Annotated in this window: 15 protein-coding genes; 5 read left to right on the forward strand and 10 right to left on the reverse strand. The window is 65.0% G+C overall.

Annotated features, from left to right (window positions below; genetic code table 11):
- Positions 1-47: 47 nt before the first annotated feature.
- The 7 genes from CSC70_RS02065 to dnaA all read right to left on the reverse strand — a co-directional run bounded on the left by CSC70_RS02065 (position 48) and on the right by dnaA (position 9,429).
- A complete protein-coding gene (locus tag CSC70_RS02065) occupies positions 48-1,205 on the reverse strand; it encodes a heme biosynthesis protein HemY (RefSeq protein ID WP_162454965.1) in 1,158 nt (385 codons plus the stop codon).
- A 127-nt stretch (positions 1,206-1,332) separates the two neighbouring features.
- Entirely contained in the window at positions 1,333-2,139 is an 807-nt protein-coding gene (locus CSC70_RS02070) for a M48 family metallopeptidase (protein ID WP_162454966.1), read from the reverse strand.
- A 74-nt stretch (positions 2,140-2,213) separates the two neighbouring features.
- A complete protein-coding gene (locus CSC70_RS02075; RefSeq protein WP_425501508.1) occupies positions 2,214-3,044 on the reverse strand; it encodes a CPBP family intramembrane glutamic endopeptidase in 831 nt (276 codons plus the stop codon).
- Positions 3,045-3,060: 16 nt separating this feature from the next.
- A complete protein-coding gene (gyrB, locus tag CSC70_RS02080; RefSeq protein WP_162454967.1) occupies positions 3,061-5,508 on the reverse strand; it encodes a DNA topoisomerase (ATP-hydrolyzing) subunit B in 2,448 nt (815 codons plus the stop codon).
- Between the two features lie 91 nt (positions 5,509-5,599).
- Positions 5,600-6,715, reverse strand: a complete 1,116-nt coding sequence (gene recF / locus CSC70_RS02085) for a DNA replication/repair protein RecF (RefSeq protein WP_162454968.1) — start codon at positions 6,713-6,715, stop codon at positions 5,600-5,602.
- A 73-nt stretch (positions 6,716-6,788) separates the two neighbouring features.
- On the reverse strand, positions 6,789-7,889 hold the full coding sequence (gene dnaN, locus CSC70_RS02090) for a DNA polymerase III subunit beta (protein WP_162454969.1): 1,101 nt from the start codon (positions 7,887-7,889) through the stop codon (positions 6,789-6,791).
- 223 nt (positions 7,890-8,112) lie between these two features.
- A complete protein-coding gene (gene dnaA, locus CSC70_RS02095) occupies positions 8,113-9,429 on the reverse strand; it encodes a chromosomal replication initiator protein DnaA (protein WP_162454970.1) in 1,317 nt (438 codons plus the stop codon).
- Positions 9,430-9,617: 188 nt separating this feature from the next.
- Here dnaA and rpmH point away from each other — a divergent pair, with 188 nt between their 5' ends.
- From rpmH to CSC70_RS02120, 5 genes are all read left to right on the forward strand, one after another.
- Positions 9,618-9,758 (forward strand): 50S ribosomal protein L34, encoded by a 141-nt coding sequence (gene rpmH, locus CSC70_RS02100; protein ID WP_013536759.1) that lies wholly within the window; start codon positions 9,618-9,620, stop codon positions 9,756-9,758.
- 95 nt (positions 9,759-9,853) lie between these two features.
- The gene (gene rnpA, locus CSC70_RS02105; protein ID WP_162454971.1) at positions 9,854-10,297 is read left to right on the forward strand and encodes a ribonuclease P protein component; all 444 of its coding nucleotides are present in this window, start codon (positions 9,854-9,856) and stop codon (positions 10,295-10,297) included.
- Between the two features lie 13 nt (positions 10,298-10,310).
- Entirely contained in the window at positions 10,311-12,020 is a 1,710-nt protein-coding gene (gene yidC / locus CSC70_RS02110) for a membrane protein insertase YidC (RefSeq protein ID WP_162454972.1), read from the forward strand.
- A 106-nt stretch (positions 12,021-12,126) separates the two neighbouring features.
- Complete coding sequence (mnmE, locus tag CSC70_RS02115) at positions 12,127-13,467, forward strand: tRNA uridine-5-carboxymethylaminomethyl(34) synthesis GTPase MnmE (protein WP_425501509.1); 1,341 nt, start codon at positions 12,127-12,129, stop codon at positions 13,465-13,467.
- Positions 13,468-13,547: 80 nt separating this feature from the next.
- A complete protein-coding gene (locus CSC70_RS02120; protein WP_162454974.1) occupies positions 13,548-14,636 on the forward strand; it encodes an energy transducer TonB in 1,089 nt (362 codons plus the stop codon).
- A gap of 59 nt (positions 14,637-14,695) precedes the next feature.
- Here CSC70_RS02120 and CSC70_RS02125 read toward each other — a convergent pair whose 3' ends face one another.
- Genes CSC70_RS02125 through CSC70_RS02135 form a run of 3 tightly spaced genes read right to left on the reverse strand, consistent with a single transcriptional unit; the run spans position 14,696 to position 18,179 of the window.
- Entirely contained in the window at positions 14,696-15,895 is a 1,200-nt protein-coding gene (locus tag CSC70_RS02125) for an ABC transporter permease (RefSeq protein ID WP_162454975.1), read from the reverse strand.
- Positions 15,892-16,647 carry an ABC transporter ATP-binding protein gene (locus CSC70_RS02130; protein WP_162454976.1) on the reverse strand — a complete coding sequence of 252 codons (756 nt, stop codon included), beginning with the start codon at positions 16,645-16,647 and terminating at the stop codon, positions 15,892-15,894. The genes CSC70_RS02125 and CSC70_RS02130 overlap by 4 nt, the downstream gene beginning before the upstream one ends.
- Positions 16,644-18,179, reverse strand: a complete 1,536-nt coding sequence (locus CSC70_RS02135) for an alpha/beta hydrolase (protein WP_162454977.1) — start codon at positions 18,177-18,179, stop codon at positions 16,644-16,646. Before CSC70_RS02135 ends, CSC70_RS02130 begins: the two co-directional genes overlap by 4 nt.
- Between the last annotated feature and the right edge of the window lie 7 nt (positions 18,180-18,186).

The raw sequence follows: 18,186 nt of genomic DNA on the forward strand, positions 1-18,186 counted from the left end.
GCCAGAGCGATACCATCATTTCTTTCAGGCGAAACTCTTTTCCGCTTCTATTTCAGCGACAGGATCTTGCGGGCATCTTCGGGCTTCTTCAGGCCCTTGTCCAAGGCCGCCTGCGCCGCCCGCTTGGCATCGGGAATGCGCCCTTCCTGCCAATACACCCGCGCCAAGTTTAGGTAGGTATCCCCGTTCGGCGCCATCGGCGCCGCCTTTTCCCAGGCCGCAATCGCTTCCGGTATCTGATCGGAATAATAGCTGGCCTGCGCCAGCGCCAGATAGGTCTGATGATCCGGCTTCAGGACACCTTTGTCGATGCCCTCCTTGATGACGGCAATCGTCTCTTTCTCCTTACCGTCCATGTTGGCGTAGGTGATGTACAACTGCCGGTAATCGCGCTCATCGGTGAGCTGTCCGGAGGCACGCAGCTTTTCCAGCACTGCGGCAGCTTCGTCGTACTTGTCCGCTTGCAGGTAAACATTGGCCAAATTCAATTGCGCCTTCTTGTCGTCGGGCGTTTTAGCGGCGATCTGCTCGGCCAGCTGCATAGCTTGGACGCCCTGGTCCGTCTCTAGGTAGCAGGCCATCAGCAACTGCACCCAACTCGTATTCGGCTCCGGCGATGCCTCCACGGCCTGCTTGATCACCGGAATGGCTTCCTGGTAGCGCTCCATCTGGTAAAGGGCGTTGCCCTTCAGAATCAGATCCTCGGGCTTCTGCGACTTGGTTTCGCTCAGGTACCTGTCGAGTGTCTTCAAGCCCTCTTCGTTTTCATCATTCTGCAACTGCATCTGCGCCAGAAACTGCATGGCCGAATAGTGGTTGTTATTGTCCAGCGCATTCAGATCGACAGCCTGCCTAGCATACGTCTTGGCTGCTTCGACATCATCCAAGTTGTACGCCGTTTGCGATGCCAGTAATGCCGCCAGTGCCTTGTCGTAATTGTTGGACTTGTCGCTGGCCAGAATCTCCTCCGCCAGCGGCTTGGCTGCTTCGTACTCATCCTTGTTGAAAGTATCGATCAGCTTCTGGACCTGCTTGCCCATCTTCGGCGACACCTTGGCTTCGGGCGCGACCCGCGTGGCGTCCGGATAACGAACTTCTTCCTTCTTGCTCTTGCCGCCCCGGGTCGCGGCATCGACGGACGCGGTGCTCAGTAACCCGACAAGGGCGAGGGCGACCAAGGTCTTCCTGGCGATGTTGTTCGACATGTGTACCACCTCTTGCTTTCAGTTGCCGGCACCTGGCTTCGGCTGGGCCGGAAATGAGCGAAAATGGGAACGCTAACAGAAATCGTTTGTATATGGGAATGGTTGTTTGGACATCGATCTACCGCACTCATCCGCAACGCGGTGTGCGCCCAGCCTTGCGCGCGGCCTCGTAGACCGGCATCAGCGCCGGCGCGGCGTTCTGCATCTCCTTGATACGCGCGTTCGGGTCCGGGTGGGTGGACATCCATTCCGGAGGACGTGCACTACCGGCAGCGATCATGTTTTCCCACAGCGATGCCGCCTGCGAGGGATCGAAGCCGGCGTCGGCCATCAACCGCTGACCGACCACGTCGGCTTCGCTCTCCTGGGTGCGCGAGCCCGGCAGCAGGAACAGCGCTTGCGCGCCCATGCCGCCGAGCTGGCCGGCCGCATCGCCCACGCCCTGTCCGTACCTGGCGCCGAGGATCGCCGCACCCACGCCAAGCAGCTGTTGCGTGCCCATCTGCTTGGTGATGCGCTCCTCGTGATGGCGGGCGATGACGTGGCCGATTTCATGGCCGATCACCGCGGCCAGCTGGTCCTGGTTTTTGGCCACGGTGAAGATGCCGGTATTCACCCCGACCTTGCCGCCCGGCAGGGCGAAGGCGTTCGCTTCGGGATCCTCGAACAACGCGGTTTCCCAGGCGACCTGCCGCCACTCATCAGGGAGGCGCGCGACCAGTGCATCCACCACGCAATTGACGTAGGCATTCTGCTTGCCGCCGGTGACGACTTTTTCCTTGGCCTTGGTTTCGGCGAAGGATTGCGCGCCCAGCTGGTTGAGCTGTTCCTGCGACACGCCGCCAACCATCTGCTTGCGCCCGGTCGGCGAGGTGGTGGTGGCGCAGCCGGCAACCATCAGGGTGACGACGATGGCGAGAATCGTGGCTTTCATGTTCGGGCTCTTTCCGCGAACTGCCTAGTCTCCGGCAGAGGCCCTTAACTTTTCGTCAAACCCGGGGCTTGAACTCACATTCCGTGCCCGGATAGCTGCAGCACCGCCAGCGCGACGGCGTTGTTGAGCATGTGTGCCACGAAAGCCGCCCACAACGTTTCGGTGCGTCGGTAAACCCAAGCGAAGGCCATGCCCATCACCGCATAGACCAACCACAGCATCAGGGTGGCCGGCAGCGGATTGGCGGACAAGCCCGGAACCTCGTGCAGCAGGGCGAATGCGATTCCGCTCAGCACCATCCCCAGCCACGGCCAGCCGGCAGCCCATAGTCGGCCGAACAGCACTCGCCGGAACAGCAGTTCCTCATATGCCGGGGCCAGGAGCAGGACGAACAGGATTGCGAACAGTGGCGCCGACGTCATTGCCTCGATGATCGGCGCCTGATTGGTCGGTTCCGGCGCGATGCCGAAATGCTTGCCCAGTGCGGTGATCGTACTGCTGGCCAGGAACACGAAAGCCGCCGTGGCCAGCGTCCAGCCCCAGGTCGATGGCCGCAGCGCCGCCGCCTTCGACCGGCGTTTTTCCACGGGAGTGGCGCGCCGGCGCCACCAATACGGCACCAGCGCTGCCGGTGCCGTGCTGACCAGGGACATCCACAGCATCGCCACGCCGCCGGGCCGGCCGATTTGTTTCATTACATCGGCGGCCTCGATGGCCTTGCCCTGCCCGGCCAGCTCCATCCCGACCTGCAGACCGCGCCATGCACCCCAAATGGTGCCGGCAACCAACGACATCGCGATCATCACCGCGGCCGCCAGCAGCAGGTCGACCAGCATCGCGCCGATCACCTTGCCGGGCCCGGCCGAAGGCAGATGGGTGGCGGGAGGCGGCGCATCCATCGCCATGACCTCGCTTCCCGCGTCAGACATCCAGGTTGGCGACCTTCAGGGCATTGGCGTCGATGAAGTCGCGGCGCGGTTCGACCACGTCGCCCATCAGGGTGCTGAAGATCTGGTCGGCCGACACCGCATCCTCGATCCGCACCTGCAGCAACCGGCGCGAATCCGGGTTGACCGTGGTTTCCCACAGCTGTTCCGGATTCATTTCGCCCAGGCCCTTGAAACGCTGGATCTGCCGGCCCTTCTTGGCCTCGTCCATCAGCCAGGCCTGCGCTTCGGCGAAGCTGGCGATGGCCTGGGTCTTGTTGCCGCGCACGATCTGCGCGCCCTCACGAACCAGTCCGTGCAGCCACTGCGCCGCTTCGCGCAGTGGGCGCAGCTCGCCGCTGTCGAAGGCCGACAGCGGCAGCACCTGGGTCAGTTCCTCGCCCATGTGCCGGCGCGTGGCCAGCAGCGCAGCCGGACGCTGCTCGGTAGCCGACTGCAGTGTCAGCGCATAACGCGGGCTGCCGATGCCGCCACGGTTCAGGCGTTTGGCCAGCGCGTCGAGTTCATGCGGCTCGTCGACGTTCTGCTGCAAGTGGGCTTCGTCCAGCGGGGTGAAGTCGATCAGCGCTTCCAGCAGGGCCGGATCGTAGCGATGCGCGTTGCGGGCGATCGCGTCATGCGCATTGGCGTAGAGCAGCAGCAGCTTTTCCAGCTGCTCGCCGCTGATTGGCGGCTCGCCCGCGGCTGGCACCAGCGATGCGCCTTCGACCGCACTGTTGGCCAGATAGACATTCAGCGCCGCGTCGTCCTTCAGGTACAGCTCCTGCTTGCCCTGCTTGAGTTTGTACAGCGGCGGCAGGCCGATGTAGACATGGCCACGTTCGATCAGCTCAGGCATCTGCCGGTAGAAGAACGTCAGCAGCAGGGTGCGGATGTGCGAGCCGTCGACGTCGGCATCGGTCATGATGATGATGCGGTGGTAGCGCAGCTTGTCCGGGTTGTATTCGTCCTTGCCGATGCCGGTGCCCAGCGCGGTGATCAGGGTGCCGACTTCGGCGCTGGCCAGCATGCGGTCGAAGCGTGCGCGCTCAACGTTCAGGATCTTGCCGCGCAGAGGCAGCACCGCCTGGTTCTTGCGGTTGCGGCCCTGCTTGGCCGAGCCGCCAGCCGAGTCGCCCTCGACGATGAACAGTTCCGATTGCGCCGGATCCTTTTCCTGGCAGTCGGCCAGCTTGCCCGGCAGGCCGGCGATGTCCAGCGCGCCCTTGCGCCGGGTCAGGTCCCTTGCCTTGCGCGCGGCTTCGCGCGCGCGCGCCGCGTCGACGATCTTGCCGGCGATCGCGCGCGCTTCGTTGGGATGCTCCTGCAGGAACTCTTCCAGCTTGGCGCCGAAGGTCGATTCCACCACCGGGCGCACGTCGGAACTGACCAGTTTTTCCTTGGTCTGCGACGAGAAACTGGGATCGGGCACCTTGACCGACAGCACCGCGATCATCCCTTCGCGCATGTCGTCGCCGGACAGGTTGACCTTGGCCTGCTTGGCGATGCCGTTCTGCTCGATGTAGTTGGTCAGCGTGCGGGTCAGCGCCGCGCGGAACCCCTGCAAATGGGTGCCGCCATCCTTCTGCGGAATGTTGTTGGTGAAGCAGAACATCGTTTCCTGGTAGGCGTCGGTCCACTGCAGCGCGACATCGACGGTGATGCCGTTCTGTTCGCCGGTTACCGAGATGACGTTCGGGTGCAGCGGGTTCTTCAGTTGGGCCAGGTACTCGACGAAGCTGCGGATGCCGCCTTCGTAGTGGAAGTCGTCGCGGCGGCCGTCGCCGCGCTCGTCGATCAGGGTGATCTTGACCCCGGAGTTGAGGAACGACAGCTCGCGCAGGCGCTTGGCCAGGATGTCGTAGTGGAACTCGACATCGGTGAAGATCTCCGACGACGGCCAGAAACGCAGCGTGGTGCCGGTGCGTTCCGATGCTTCCAGTTGCCTCAGTGGATATACCGGCTCGCCCAGTTTGTATTCCTGCTCGTGATGGTGGCCATCGCGCCAGATGTCCAGCGTCAACGTGTTCGACAACGCATTGACCACCGACACGCCGACGCCATGCAGGCCGCCGGAAACCTTGTAGCTGTTGTCGTCGAACTTTCCGCCGGCGTGCAGCACGGTCATGATGACTTCGGCTGCAGAGACGCCCTCTTCCTTGTGGATGTCCACCGGAATGCCACGACCGTTGTCGGACACCGAGACCGAGCCGTCTTCGTGGATCCTGACCACCACGTCGTCGGCGAAACCGGCCAGCGCTTCGTCGATCGAGTTGTCGACGACCTCGAACACCATGTGGTGCAGACCGGTGCCGTCGTGCACGTCGCCGATGTACATGCCCGGCCGCTTGCGCACGGCCTCCAGACCGCGCAGCACGGTGATCTTGCTGGAATCGTAGTGGCTGGAACTGCCTGCGGAATCGCTGATGGTTTCGTCGGTCATTCGTGCCCTGCAGTGTTGCATGCGGTCCGCCCGGAGCCGGCCAATCCGCCCCGCGGGCAACACACATTATTAATAGCGTCTGAGACGCCGATTATAGCGTATTCGCAGCCGTCGCCACCGCACCCAACACCGAGACTTGGCCGAGTTCCACGTGGAACACCGCGTCCGGAGCGATCTCATCACCCAGCCCCACGGGCGGCTCGGTTCCGGTCATGAACACCTGCGCCTGCCCGGCTCTCAGCCGACGCAGCACGCCCAGTTGATGGCGACGATCCAGCTCCGAGGCCAGATCGTCCAGCGCCATCACCGGCCACTCTCCCCGCTGTGCGGCATAGTCTTCCGCCTGCGCCAGCAGACAGGACAACGCCGTCAGCTTGGCCTGCCCGCGCGACAACGGCTCCTGTCCGGGCCGGGCGGCGTAGCCGATCCGCCAGTCGGCCCGGTGCGGGCCGACGCTGGTGAACCCCGATTGCAAGTCGCGCTGGCGGACCAGCAGCAAGGCATCGGCCAATGACAATTCCTGCCGACGCCAGCCCGGCTGGAAATCCAGCCACGCCCGCCCCAGCGACGGCACTAGGTCAGCCGCAACCGCCTGTACCTGCGGCTGCAGTCGCTCCAGATATTCCTGCCGGCGCCGGGTCAGCGTCTCCCCCGACTCGGCCAATTCCGTATCCCAGGCATCCAATTGCCGCCCGCCCGCCCCCGACTTCAACAAGGCATTGCGTTGCTTGAGCGCACGGGAATACCGCCGCCAGTACGGCAAGAATTCGGGTTCCACGTGGAACAAGCCCCAGTCCACGAAACGTCGTCGCGGCTCACCGCCGCCGGAAACCAGGGCATGACTGCCGGGTTCGAAGCTGACCACCGCCAGCGCGGCACACAATTCGCCAAGCTGGGCGACCTCGGCCCCGTCCAGCCGTCCCTGCCATTCCGCCCCGCCGTGTTGCAAGCCGGCGCGGCGAACCCGGGCACCTTGCTGCTCCTGCCATTCGACGAATACCTCCAGCGCGGGTTGCCCACTGCGAACCAGACCGTCACGAACCCGTCCCCGGAAACTGCGGCCGTAAGCCATCAGGTGCAGACCCTCCAGCAGACTGGTCTTGCCGGCACCGTTCTCGCCAGTGATCAGGTTCAGGCCCGCCACTGGCCGCAGGCTGGCCTCGGTCACGCAGCGCAGATTGCGGATATCGAGCCGGGTTACCAACATCCGGACCACCCGAAACGACGACGCCCGGGGAGATCCGGGCGCCGATCCTGTTTCACGTGGAACGCAGCTGCGGTCACAGGCGCAAGGGCATGACCACGTGCCGCGAGTTCTCGTTGTCCGCCTCACGCACCAAGGCAGACGAGTTGGAGTCGCGCAGCTGGATGATGATGTGCTCGTTGCGCAGCGCCGACAACGCGTCCAACAGGTAATTGACGTTGAAGCCAATCGCCAGATCGTCGACCTTGGTGTCAGCCTCGATCTCTTCCTGCGCCTCTTCTTGCTCGGGATTATGGGCGCTGATCTTCAGCTGTCCCGGCGACACTTCGACGCGGACTCCGCGGTATTTCTCGTTGGACAGGATCGCCGCACGCTGCAAGGCCGCACGCAGGACTTCGCGATCCAACTTGACCTCGCGGTCGGCACCGATCGGAATCACCGCCTCGTAGTCGGGGAACCGGCCATCGATCAGCTTGGAGGTGAAGCTGACGTCGTCGCGCTTGACCCGGATATGGCTACGGCCCAGCTCCAGTTCCAGCACCCGGTCGCCGCCTTCCAGCAGGCGCTGCAGTTCGGTCACGCCCTTGCGCGGCACGATGATCTGGCGTTTGGTGCCGACACTGGCGTCGAGTTCCGCCTCGCACAGGGCCAAGCGGTGGCCGTCGGTCGCCACGCAGCGCAGGGTCTTGTCGCGCAGGTCGAACAGCAAGCCGTTGAGGTAATAGCGCACGTCCTGCTGGGCCATCGCGAACGCCGTGCGTTCGATCAGCTCCTTCAGCGCCGCTTCCGGCACGTTGACCCGCTCGGTGGCTTCGACTTCGTCCACCGACGGGAAATCGTTGGCCGGCAAGGTCGCCAGCGTGAAGCGGCTGCGTCCGGCCTGCACCGTGATCTTGTCGCCGGACTGGCTGATCGTGACCTGGCTGCCGTCCGGCAGCGCGCGCACGATCTCGAACAGCTTGCGCGCCGGAATCGTGGTCTCGCCGTCCTCGGCGTTGTCGACCGCACTGCGGGCGATCATTTCCACTTCCAGATCGGTGCCGGTCAGAGACAACTGACTGTCCTTCACCTGGACCAGAAAGTTTGCCAGTACCGGCAGGGTCTGCCGGCGTTCGACAACATTGACCACCTGGGCCAGAGGTTTGAGGAAAGCTTCTCGCTGCAGACTGAAACGCATGTCGGTCAGGACCTCATTGCCGGTATGGATTATGGGTATAAATACAAAGGCAGGTGGTGCTGGAGTCGCCAAAAATCCGGGAAAACAACATCAACCTATTGAAAAACAAAGGAATTACATTCCTGATGCCACCGTGGACAAGGGTCCCGCCGACAGGGGACAAGTTGTGGACAAAAGTGCCGCGAAAATCCGTGCACATCTTATCCACAAACCTGGCCGCAGGTTATTCACTGAGTTTGCGAATCAGCTTGTCCCAGTCCTCGTGCAGCTTTCCGTCGGTTTCCATCAGATGTTTCACCTGCCGGCATGCGTGCAGCACCGTGGTGTGATCGCGGCCGGCGAAGGCATCGCCGATCTCCGGCAGGCTGTGTTCGGTCAACTCCTTGGCCAGCGCCATCGCGACTTGCCGCGGGCGCGCCAATGACCGCGTTCGCCGCTTGGAGAGCAGGTCCTTGACCTGCAGCCCGTAGTAGTCTGCCACGGTCTTCTGGATGTTGGCGATGCTGATGGCCTGCTGCTGTGCACGCAGCAGGTCGCGCAGGGTTTCCTGGGCAAATTCGGCCGAAATCGTGCGTCCAGTGAAATTGGCTTGCGCGGTCAGCGTATTGACCGCGCCTTCCAGGTCGCGCACGTTGCTGCGCATCTTCTTGGCCAGCAGGAAAGCCACTTCCTCGGGGATCTGCGAACCGCGCTCGCGCGCCTTCGACAGCACGATCGCGGCGCGGGTTTCAAAGTCCGGCGGATCGATTGCCACCGACAGCCCCCAGCCCAGCCGCGATTTCAGCCGCGGCTCCAGCCCTTCAACTTCGCGCGGGTAGCGGTCGCAGGTCATGATGATTTGCTGGCGGCCGTCGAACAGCATGTTGAAGGTGTGGAAGAACTCCTCCTGGGTGCGGTCCTTGCCGGCGAAGAACTGGATATCGTCGATCAGCAGCGCGTCGATGTGCTGGAACTGACGCTTGAACTGGTCGGCGGTCTTGTTCTGCAGGGCGCGGAAAAACGCGTTGTAGAACTCGTTGGAGCGCAGGTACAGCACCTTGGCCTGCGGGTTGTGCCGGCACATCAGGTTGCCGGCGGCCAGCATCAGATGGGTTTTGCCAAGTCCGGTGCCGCCGTACAGCAGCAACGGGTTGTGGGCGCGATCGCCGGGTTTCTGCGCGGCCTGCCAGGCGGCGGCGCGCGCCAACTGGTTGCTGCGACCTTCGACGAAATTGTCGAAGGTGTAGTGCGGGTCGAGATGGCCGTCGAAGGTTTCGGTGCCGTTGTGGACAGTGGGTTCGACGAAGGCCTTGACCGGCGTTTCGCGCGTTCGCGTGCCGATTTCCAGCGACACCTCGCGACCGGCGGCGAAATGCCCGAGCAGTTCGCGGATCCGCGCCAGATAGCGTTCGCGGACCTGTTCGATGATGAAGGCGTTCGGCGCGTACAGCACCATCGCATCGTTGCGCAGCTCGGCCTGCAGCGGTTTGAGCCAGGTATGCACATCCTCGGCCGGCAGCTCGGCTTCCAATCGTTCTAGGCAGCGGGGCCAAGCATCCATCGGGCGGGCATCTGGGGACAAGGCGACGGGAGGAATCGGTACCCGTGGCGCGGGGCGCGTCGGCCGGGTCGATCAGACTACCATGAAGCCGGCGGGCAACCGATGCCGGGAAAACGGGTGACTTGATCGCCGCGGCCGATCTGGATTACAATTTCCGGTTCATTCCCTACACCAACGCCGAGGGCCCCATGGCCACCAAGCGCACCTATCAACCCAGCAACCTGAAGCGCAAGCGCGACCATGGCTTCCGCGCCCGGATGAAGACCGCCGATGGCCGCAAGATCCTCGCGCGCCGCCGCGCCAAGGGCCGCAAGCGCCTGACTGCCTGACGATGGCCGGGCGGTCGTCCGCATGGACGATGCCCTCCCAACGTGGAGCGTCGACAACAGCCCGCCCTGAGCGTCAGAGCGGGCTTTGTTATGCCATGAATTCCCCGAAACCCAGGCCATACGGTTTTCCTCCGCATGCGCGCGTGCGCAGCGGCGCCGACTATGTCCGGGTTTTCGCCCAGGGGCGGCGGACAGCCGAGCCGCTGCTGGCCCTGCACTGGGACAAGCGCGATACGCCTGCGCGGCTGGGCCTTGCGGTCTCGCGCAAGGTCGATTCGCGTGCCATCGTGCGCAACCGGATCAAGCGCGTGCTGCGCGACGAATTCCGTCGCCTGCGCCCGCTTTTGCCGCCCGGCGACTACGTGGTGGTCGCGCGTCCAAGCCGACCGCCGGCCGCGTCGGCACAGCTGCGTGACGCCTTCCGTCGCGCCTTGCGCCGCAGCGGAGCGTTGCCGCCCCCGGCTGCGGACGGCACAATGCCGCCGACCTTGAATACACCTTCCCTTCACTCCATCCAATCCGGACCCGTGTCCGGCTGAGATCGCCTGCCTGATGAACCAGACCCGTGTTTTCCTGATTTTCGCCTGGCTGATGGTGGCGACGCTGTTGTGGATGGAGTGGGGCAAGTTCAATGCGCCCAAGCTGGCCGAAACCGCGACGGCGGCGACAGCACAGGTCGATGCGCCTGCTGTCGCCGCGTCCACCGTTCCCGCAGCCGCGGCCGTGCCGACCGCGCCATCGGCACAACTTCCGGCATCGTCCGCAGCGGTGCCGACGACTGGCGAAAGCGCTGCCAGCGCGCTGGTCACGGTCAGCAGCGATGTCTTGCGCCTGGTGCTCGATGGCGGCAGCGTACATTCGGCCGAACTGTTGAAGTATCCGCAGAGCAAGCAACCCGGCAGCGCGCCGGTGCAATTGCTCGGCCGCGAGCCCGGCCACTTCTACGCGGCCGAGAGTGGCTGGGTCGGCGCCAACGGCGCCGAAGCGCCGACTCACGAGCACGGTTTCGTTCCGGAAGCCGGAGCCGGCGAGATCCGGCTGGCCGACGGGCAGGCCGAAGTCTCGGTGCCCTTCGTGTGGCATGGCGAGAACGGCGCCAGCATTCGCCGCACCTATACCCTGCGCCGCGGCGACTATGCCGTGCAGGTGCGCGACGAGATCAGCAATGCCGGCGCCGAACCGTGGCAGGGCTATGTCTATCGCCAGTTGCAGCGCGACCCGCCGCAGGTCAAGCGTGGCATGACCAACCCGGACTCCTTCAGCTTCAACGGCGCGACCTGGTGGGACGGCGGCTACCAGCGGCGCAAGTTCGGCAAGGACTATCTGGAAGACGGCAAGGTTGAGAAGCAGATCAGCGGCGGCTGGATCGCGATCCTGCAGCACCATTTCTTCACCGCCTGGATTCCGCAGTCCGACGCGACCGCGACGGTATCGCTGGATGCGCCGGTGGCCAGTGACGGCACGCGAGCGCTGATCCGCGAAATGGGTCCGGCCTACAGCGTGGCGCCGGGCGAGCAGGCCACGACCAGCGCCCGGCTGTGGATCGGGCCGAAACTGGTCGACAAGATCCAGGCCGCCGCCGTGCCTGGGCTGGACCGGGTGGTCGATTACAGCCGCTTCTCGATCCTGACCCTCATCGGTCAAGGCCTGTTCTGGATTCTCAGCCACCTGCACAGCCTGTTCGGCAACTGGGGCTGGGCGATCATCGGCTTGGTGGTGCTGGTCAAGCTGGCGTTGTATCCATTGTCGGCGGCGCAGTACAAGAGCTTTGCCAAGATGCGCCAGTTCCAGCCGCGCATCGCCCAGTTGAAGGAACGCTACGGCGACGACCGCGAGAAGCTCAATACCGCGATGATGGAGCTGTACCGCAAGGAGAAGATCAACCCAATGGGCGGCTGCCTGCCGATCCTGGTGCAGATGCCGATCTTCCTGACCCTGTACTACGTGCTGGTGGAATCGGTCGAATTGCGACAGGCGCCGTGGATGCTGTGGATCCAGGACCTGACCGCGCGCGATCCGTATTTCATCCTGCCAGTCGTCAACGCGGCGGTGATGTGGATGACGCAGAAGCTGACGCCATCGCCGGGCATGGATCCGATGCAGCAGAAGATGATGCAGGCCATGCCGCTGATCTTCGGCGTGATGATGGCTTTCTTCCCGTCCGGTCTGGTGCTGTACTGGGTGACCAACGGTGCGCTGGGTTTGTTGCAGCAGTGGTGGATGACCAAGCGCCACGGCCAGCCGGCCACAGCCAAGTCCTGAGGTCGGCCACGAAAGCCTGAACGTGGGCCCGCCGGAAGGCGGGCCTTTTGTTGGCGGCGCCACAATCGCGAAAGGCGCTACGCTTGCGCCGGGTTTCCGGAAAGTCCTGATGCAAGACAACGACACCATCGTGGCCATCGCCACCGCCGCTGGCAGCGGCGGGGTGGGCATCGTGCGCGTTTCCGGTCCGCAGTCGGCAGCCATCGGCGAAAACCTGTGCGGTCGGAGACTGCGGGCGCGATACGCGCACTACACCCGGTTCCGAGACGCAACCGGCGAAACCATCGATGACGGCATCGCCCTGTATTTTCCGGCGCCGCACAGTTTCACCGGCGAAGACGTGGTCGAGCTGCAGGCGCACGGCAGTCCGGTCGTGCTGCAGCAACTGGTGGCGCGCGCTTGCGCCCTTGGTGTGCGGCAGGCCCGGCCGGGCGAGTTCAGCGAACGCGCCTTTCTCAACGGTCGCCTCGACCTGGCCCAGGCCGAGGCGATCGCCGACCTGATCGCGGCCACCGACGCACGTGCCGCGCGTGCCGCACGCCGTTCGCTGGAGGGCGTGTTCTCCACCCGGGTGCAGGCGCTCGCCGAAACCCTGGTCCACCTGCGCGTCCAGATCGAGGCGACCATCGATTTCGCCGACGAGCCGCTGGATACGCTCGGCATCGGCACTTTGCGCTGCCAATTGCAGGAGGCTGGCGAAGCCCTCGTGAGACTGCGAGAAGACGCTGAACGCGGACGCAAGCTGCGCGACGGCGCCCACGTGGTGATCGCCGGGCCACCGAACGCCGGCAAAAGTTCGCTGCTGAATGCGCTGTCCGGGCGTGATCGCGCGATCGTCACCGACGTGGCCGGCACCACTCGCGACACCCTGCACGAAACGATTCGCATGGATGGCGTGGAACTGACTCTGGTTGATACCGCTGGACTGCGCGAAAGCGGCGACGTCATCGAGCGCGAGGGCATGCGCCGGGCACGCGACGAACTGGCCCGGGCCGACCTGGTGTTGCTGGTGCAGGATGCCAGCGGCGCGGAGCCGGACCCGACGGCGATCCTGCCCGGGCTGGACCCGTCGGTCCCGGTACTGTCGGTGTGCAACAAGGCCGATCTGCTGGATCGGCTGCCGCCGGATGGCCCGGACAGGATCCACGTCTCGGCACGCACGGGCCTTGGTCTGGAACGCCTGCAATTGCAATTGCGCCGTCGGGTCGCCGATGATGTCGGCCGGCAGGGTGGAGGCGAGTTTTCGGCCCGGTCGCGACATGTCGAATCGTTGCGGCAGACGGAGCGGCATGTGGAAACCGCGAAGCGTGAGCTGGATCACGAATATCTGGAACTGGCCGCGGAGGAATTGCGGCAAGCTCACGATGCGCTTGGGGAAATCACGGGAAAGGTGTCGCCGGACGAGTTGCTGGGGCGGATCTTTTCCACGTTCTGCATCGGCAAATGACGGCCGGTGGTTGCCGGGAAGGGAGTCCTGGAAGCATTCATCGGGCAATATTCGCCGAAAGGCATAGGGGGTCCAGGAACATGCAAGCGGTCAGGCAGACATTCCAATCGACGAAGTTGCGCGGGTTCGCGGCGTTGGCGCTGCTCGCCGCATTGGCGGCGTGCAACAAGCAGGAGCCGCAACCGGCGACCAGTGGCGCTGCGCCGGCTGGGCCGGCGACGCAGCCCGCCGCTGCCGAAACCGCGGCGACACAAACGGCGGCCGAACAGGAACAGCAACAGCAACAGCAACAGCAACAGCAACAGCAGGAGCGCGAAACGCACCTGAAGCAGCTGCCGCCCGAAGAGCTGCGCGAACTGGCCCGCAAGGCGCTGAGCGAGAACCGCATCTATACGCCAGCCGGTGACAACGCCGTCGAGTATTACCTGGCCCTGCGCGACAAGCTGCCAAACGACGCCAGCGTCAACAGTGCGCTGACCGATCTGTTGCCGTATGCAGTGATCGCGGCCGAACAGAGCATCGGTCGTCAGGATTTCGAAGAGGCCAAGCGGCTGTCGGCGATGATCGGCAAGGTCGATCCGAAGGCGCCGGCATTGCCCCGCCTCGAGCAGAGCATCGCTGCAGGCGAACAGGCAGCAGCGCAACGTGCAATCGTCGATGAGGCACGGGCCAAGGTGGAAGCAGAAGCGCGGGCCAAGGCTCTGGAAGAACAACGCGTGATCCAGCAGCAGGAACAGCAGCAGGCGGCAGCCGAAGCGTTGGCTGCCGCGCAACAGGCAGAGCAGCAACAAGCCGCCGCCGCCGCAGAACGCGAGGCTGCGGCGCAGCGTGCGGCGGAAGAGGAACGAGCCCGGCAGGAGGCCGAAGCCCGTGCACAGCGCGAGGCGGCGGCGCAAACCGCAAGCGTCACTCCCGCCGCCAGCTTGCGTGCCATCAGCACGCCTGCGCCCCGCTATCCGCCGGAGGCTTTGCGGGCGGGAACCGCAGGTGAGGTCATGGTGGAGATCACCGTGGGAACGGATGGGTCCGTGACCAACGCTCGCGTCGTTCGCGCCACGCCGACTCGGGTGTTTGATCGCGAGGCCTTGAACGCGGTCAGGCGGTGGAAGTTCGAACCGATCAGCGCACCGGTGACGATCCGGCGGACGATTGCGTTCAATCCGAACTGATTCGGGTCGGTGGGCATGAATGACGACAAGCCGGCGAAAGCCGGCTTGTCGCGTTTTTATCAGCCCGATATTGCCAACTTCTCCTGCCGGTAGCGCCAGACCGCAGCCGCCCACAGCAGCAAGGCCAGACCGAACGAACAGGCCAGATAGATCGTCCACTGTTCCGGCGAGGGCGATTCGCCGCGGGTGATCTTCACCAGCATTTGGTTCTGCGCCAGGAACGGCACCGCGTACTGCCAGAGCGCGGTGTTCTTCAGCGGATAGGCCATCAACGCATAGCTGGGAATCATCGGCAGGAAGATCAGCCAGCCCATGTGGCTTTGCGCCTCCTTCATGCTCTTGGCCGCGGCCGACAGGAAGGTCAGCAGGGCGGTGCCGATCAGCACCAGCGGCAGCAGGACCAGCAGCAGCGAAAGTATCGAGCCCGGACTGACGTCGAGCGATCGCATGGCGCCGCTGGCGAATACCGAGCTGATCTTGAACGACAGCAGGGTCAGGACCAGGCTGGTCACGCCCAGCAGGGCGGCGGCCAGCATCTTGCCGCTGACGATCGCGCCGCGCGAAGCGGGCGTGGCCAGCAGCGGCTCCAGCGATTGCCGCTCGCGTTCGCCGGCAGTGGCGTCCATCGAGATGTGCGCACCGCCGATGAAGGCCCACATCACCAGCAGCAGCGGCAGGATCACCGACAGCAGCAAGCCGCGCTTGGCTTCCGGCGTGGCCAGATCGCGGTCTTCCACGCCGAGGGCGCGGGTGATGCCGGGGTCGACGCCGCGCGCGAGCAGGCGCAAGGCTCCGACCTGCTGCCCGTAGCCACCGAGGACGGCGCGCACCCGGGCCACCACCAGATCGCTGTTGCGGCTGGTCGAGTCGGCCACGATCACCACCTGTGCCGGCCGTCCCGCCTGCCAGTCGTCGGCGAAGTCCTTGCCGATCAGCAGGCCGACATCCTCGCGCTGTTCGCGGACGGCGGCATCCAGCTGTGCGCGTTGCCGCGCTTCGTCGCCCGGCAGCGTCTCCTTGCTGCGAACGCCCTGCCCGCCAAGCCAGGCCACCAGGTTCGGCGCACGTTCCGCACCGACGATGTGGATCTCCAGCGGTTTCTCGAGCTGGGTTTCCGCGCGCAACTGGGTCAGCTTGCCGATGCCGATCATCAGCAGGGGATAGATCAGCGGTCCGACCAGCAAGGTGAATATCAACGTGCGGCGGTCGCGCAGGAAGTCGCGCAGTTCCTTGCGCAGAACAGTCATCATCGCGCTCATGCCAGCAGGCCCTCCTCGGAACCGATCAGTCTCACGAAAGCGTCTTCCAGGTTGTCTTTGCCGGCGCGTTGCCGCAGTTCGTCCGGCGCGCCCTGTGCGACCACCTTGCCGTGGGCGATCACCACGATGCGATCACACAGCGCGGCCACTTCCTGCATGATGTGGCTGGAGAAGATCACGCAGCGGCCCTCGTCGCGCAGTTGCTTGAGGAATTCGCGCAGGCCGCGGGTAGTCATCACGTCCAGGCCGTTGGTCGGCTCGTCCAGGATCACGTTCTTCGGGTCGTGGATCAGGGCGCGGGCGATGGCGGTCTTGGTGCGCTGGCCCTGGCTGAAACCCTCGGTGCGGCGATCGAGGAAATCGTCCATCTGCAGCGCCTGCGACAACAGCGCGGTGCGCGCTTCGATCTGCGTGCGACTCATGCCGTGCAGTTCGCCGAAATAGGCGATGTTCTCGCGCGCAGTCAGGCGCTTGTACACGCCGCGCGCATCCGGCAGCACGCCCAGCGCGCTGCGCGCTGCGGCCGGGTCGCTGGCCACATCGATGCCGTCGACCAGCACGCGCCCGGTTTCGGGCTTCATCAGCGTGTACAACATGCGCAGGGTGGTGGTTTTGCCGGCGCCGTTGGGGCCGAGCAGGCCGGTGATTTCGCCGTCGCGGGCTTCGAAGCCGACGTCGTCGACGGCGACCACGGTGGCGTCCTTGCGGCTCTTGCCGGGGAATGTCTTGCGCAGATGGTCGGCGACGATCATGGGTTCCACCCGTTGTGGCTGGTGAAGGGCTGGGTATAGGACAGGTCGTCCAGGCAGGTGGCGTCGAGATCGACGGCGTTGCCGCGTTCGACGAATTGCGCGAACAGCCGCGGCATGCAGCCGGCGCCGATCACGTTGTGGCCCTGGCCGCGCAGCACCAGCAGGCGGCCGTTGGGCAGCGCGTCGGCGACTTCCTTGCCGTAGCGCGGCGGGGTGACCGGGTCGAACTCGCCTTCCAGTACCAGTGCCGGCACCGGCGTGGCCAGCGGCGCATGGAAATCGGCCGGCGCCTCGCCTTTCGGCCAGATCTTGCATTGGGCGATCAGCGCTTCGGTCAGCGCATGGCCGAGCACGGTGCCTTCGTCCTCGGACGAGGCGGCGATGCGGTCGCCGTCCTCGCTGCACACCACCGACAGCTGCATGCCCATCGCCATGCTGTCCTGCATTTCGCCGAACAGCATCTGCGCCAGTGCCATCAGCTCCTCGTAGCGGCCTTGGTTGGCTTCGTGGATCAGCACCGGCAGCAACGCGCCCGCCTGCGGCATGTAGGCGTACATGCGCACCAGGCCGACGACGTGCTGCGGCAACAGGCGTTCTTCGCGCAACTCGCCGCTACGGGCATCGCGGAATTTCACCCGCGGGCGGTCGCGCTCCAGCGTGGCCAGCAAGGTATCGAGCTGCTGGCGCGGCTCGCCGAGGCGCTCGCGACAGGTGGCGTCCTGCTTGCACTGGTCAAACTGCAGGGCCAGCGCATCGTCCAGGTTGCGAGCGAAGATGTTGCCCAGCACCAGACTGTTGGGCACCACCGAGTCGAGCACGATGCTGCGGGTCTGCTGCGGGTAACGCATCGCATACTGCTGGGCGACGCGGGTGCCGTAGGACACCCCGACTAGGTTGATCTGCGTCGCGCCGATCGCCTCGCGTACCGCCTCGAGGTCGCGGATGGCGTCGCTGGTGGTGTAGAAGCGCAGGTCGGCGCGTTCGGCCAGCGCGTCGCGGCAGGCTTCGGTCATGGCGATGGCCGCAGCCGGGTCGGTGTCGGTGGCCGCTTTATCGGCCGGGCAGGTCAGCGGGTTCGATTCCCCGGTGCCGCGCTGGTCGACCAGGATCACGCTGCGATGCTTGCGCACCTCGCGGAAGGCCGCATCCAGCTGCGGATAAGTGGTGATCGCAGCCTGGCCCGGGCCGCCGGCGAGGAAGAACACTGGGTCCGGCGCCATGTCGGTTTCGTTGTCCGGCGGCAACCAGGCGATGTTCAGCGCGATCTTGCGCGCATCGGGTTGCGCCGGGTTCTCCGCCACTTCGAAGCGGGCGCATTGTGCGTCCAGCGCGCGCCCGCTGCCGGGCACCGGCAGCGCGCAGGGCGCGAATTCCAGCGTCCCCAAGGTGCGGACCGGTGCTGCTGCGGTGTCGGCCGCGGCGACAGTATCGTCCGCTTCGGCGTTGGCCGGAGCCTGGTTCTGCCACAAGCGAAAACCGACGAAGGCCGCGGCCAGCACCAGCGCCAGCAGAAGTCGGGATTTAGTCGACATGACGGTG

This window comes from Pseudoxanthomonas kalamensis DSM 18571 (genome assembly GCF_010211745.1).
Taxonomy (GTDB): Bacteria; Pseudomonadota; Gammaproteobacteria; order Xanthomonadales; family Xanthomonadaceae; genus Pseudoxanthomonas_A; species Pseudoxanthomonas_A kalamensis.

Bases quoted from the DNA above. Each gene is read 5' to 3' on its own strand.
- CSC70_RS02065 (WP_162454965.1), bottom strand. From the start codon at position 1,205: ATGTCGAACAACATCGCCAGGAAGACCTTGGTCGCCCTCGCCCTTGTC.
- CSC70_RS02070 (WP_162454966.1), bottom strand. From the start codon at position 2,139: ATGAAAGCCACGATTCTCGCCATCGTCGTCACCCTGATGGTTGCCGGC.
- CSC70_RS02075 (WP_425501508.1), bottom strand. From the start codon at position 3,044: ATGGCGATGGATGCGCCGCCTCCCGCCACCCATCTGCCTTCGGCCGGG.
- gyrB (WP_162454967.1), bottom strand. From the start codon at position 5,508: ATGACCGACGAAACCATCAGCGATTCCGCAGGCAGTTCCAGCCACTAC.
- recF (WP_162454968.1), bottom strand. From the start codon at position 6,715: ATGTTGGTAACCCGGCTCGATATCCGCAATCTGCGCTGCGTGACCGAG.
- dnaN (WP_162454969.1), bottom strand. From the start codon at position 7,889: ATGCGTTTCAGTCTGCAGCGAGAAGCTTTCCTCAAACCTCTGGCCCAG.
- dnaA (WP_162454970.1), bottom strand. From the start codon at position 9,429: ATGGATGCTTGGCCCCGCTGCCTAGAACGATTGGAAGCCGAGCTGCCG.
- rpmH (WP_013536759.1), top strand. From the start codon at position 9,618: ATGGCCACCAAGCGCACCTATCAACCCAGCAACCTGAAGCGCAAGCGC.
- rnpA (WP_162454971.1), top strand. From the start codon at position 9,854: ATGAATTCCCCGAAACCCAGGCCATACGGTTTTCCTCCGCATGCGCGC.
- yidC (WP_162454972.1), top strand. From the start codon at position 10,311: ATGAACCAGACCCGTGTTTTCCTGATTTTCGCCTGGCTGATGGTGGCG.
- CSC70_RS02120 (WP_162454974.1), top strand. From the start codon at position 13,548: ATGCAAGCGGTCAGGCAGACATTCCAATCGACGAAGTTGCGCGGGTTC.
- CSC70_RS02125 (WP_162454975.1), bottom strand. From the start codon at position 15,895: ATGAGCGCGATGATGACTGTTCTGCGCAAGGAACTGCGCGACTTCCTG.
- CSC70_RS02130 (WP_162454976.1), bottom strand. From the start codon at position 16,647: ATGATCGTCGCCGACCATCTGCGCAAGACATTCCCCGGCAAGAGCCGC.
- CSC70_RS02135 (WP_162454977.1), bottom strand. From the start codon at position 18,179: ATGTCGACTAAATCCCGACTTCTGCTGGCGCTGGTGCTGGCCGCGGCC.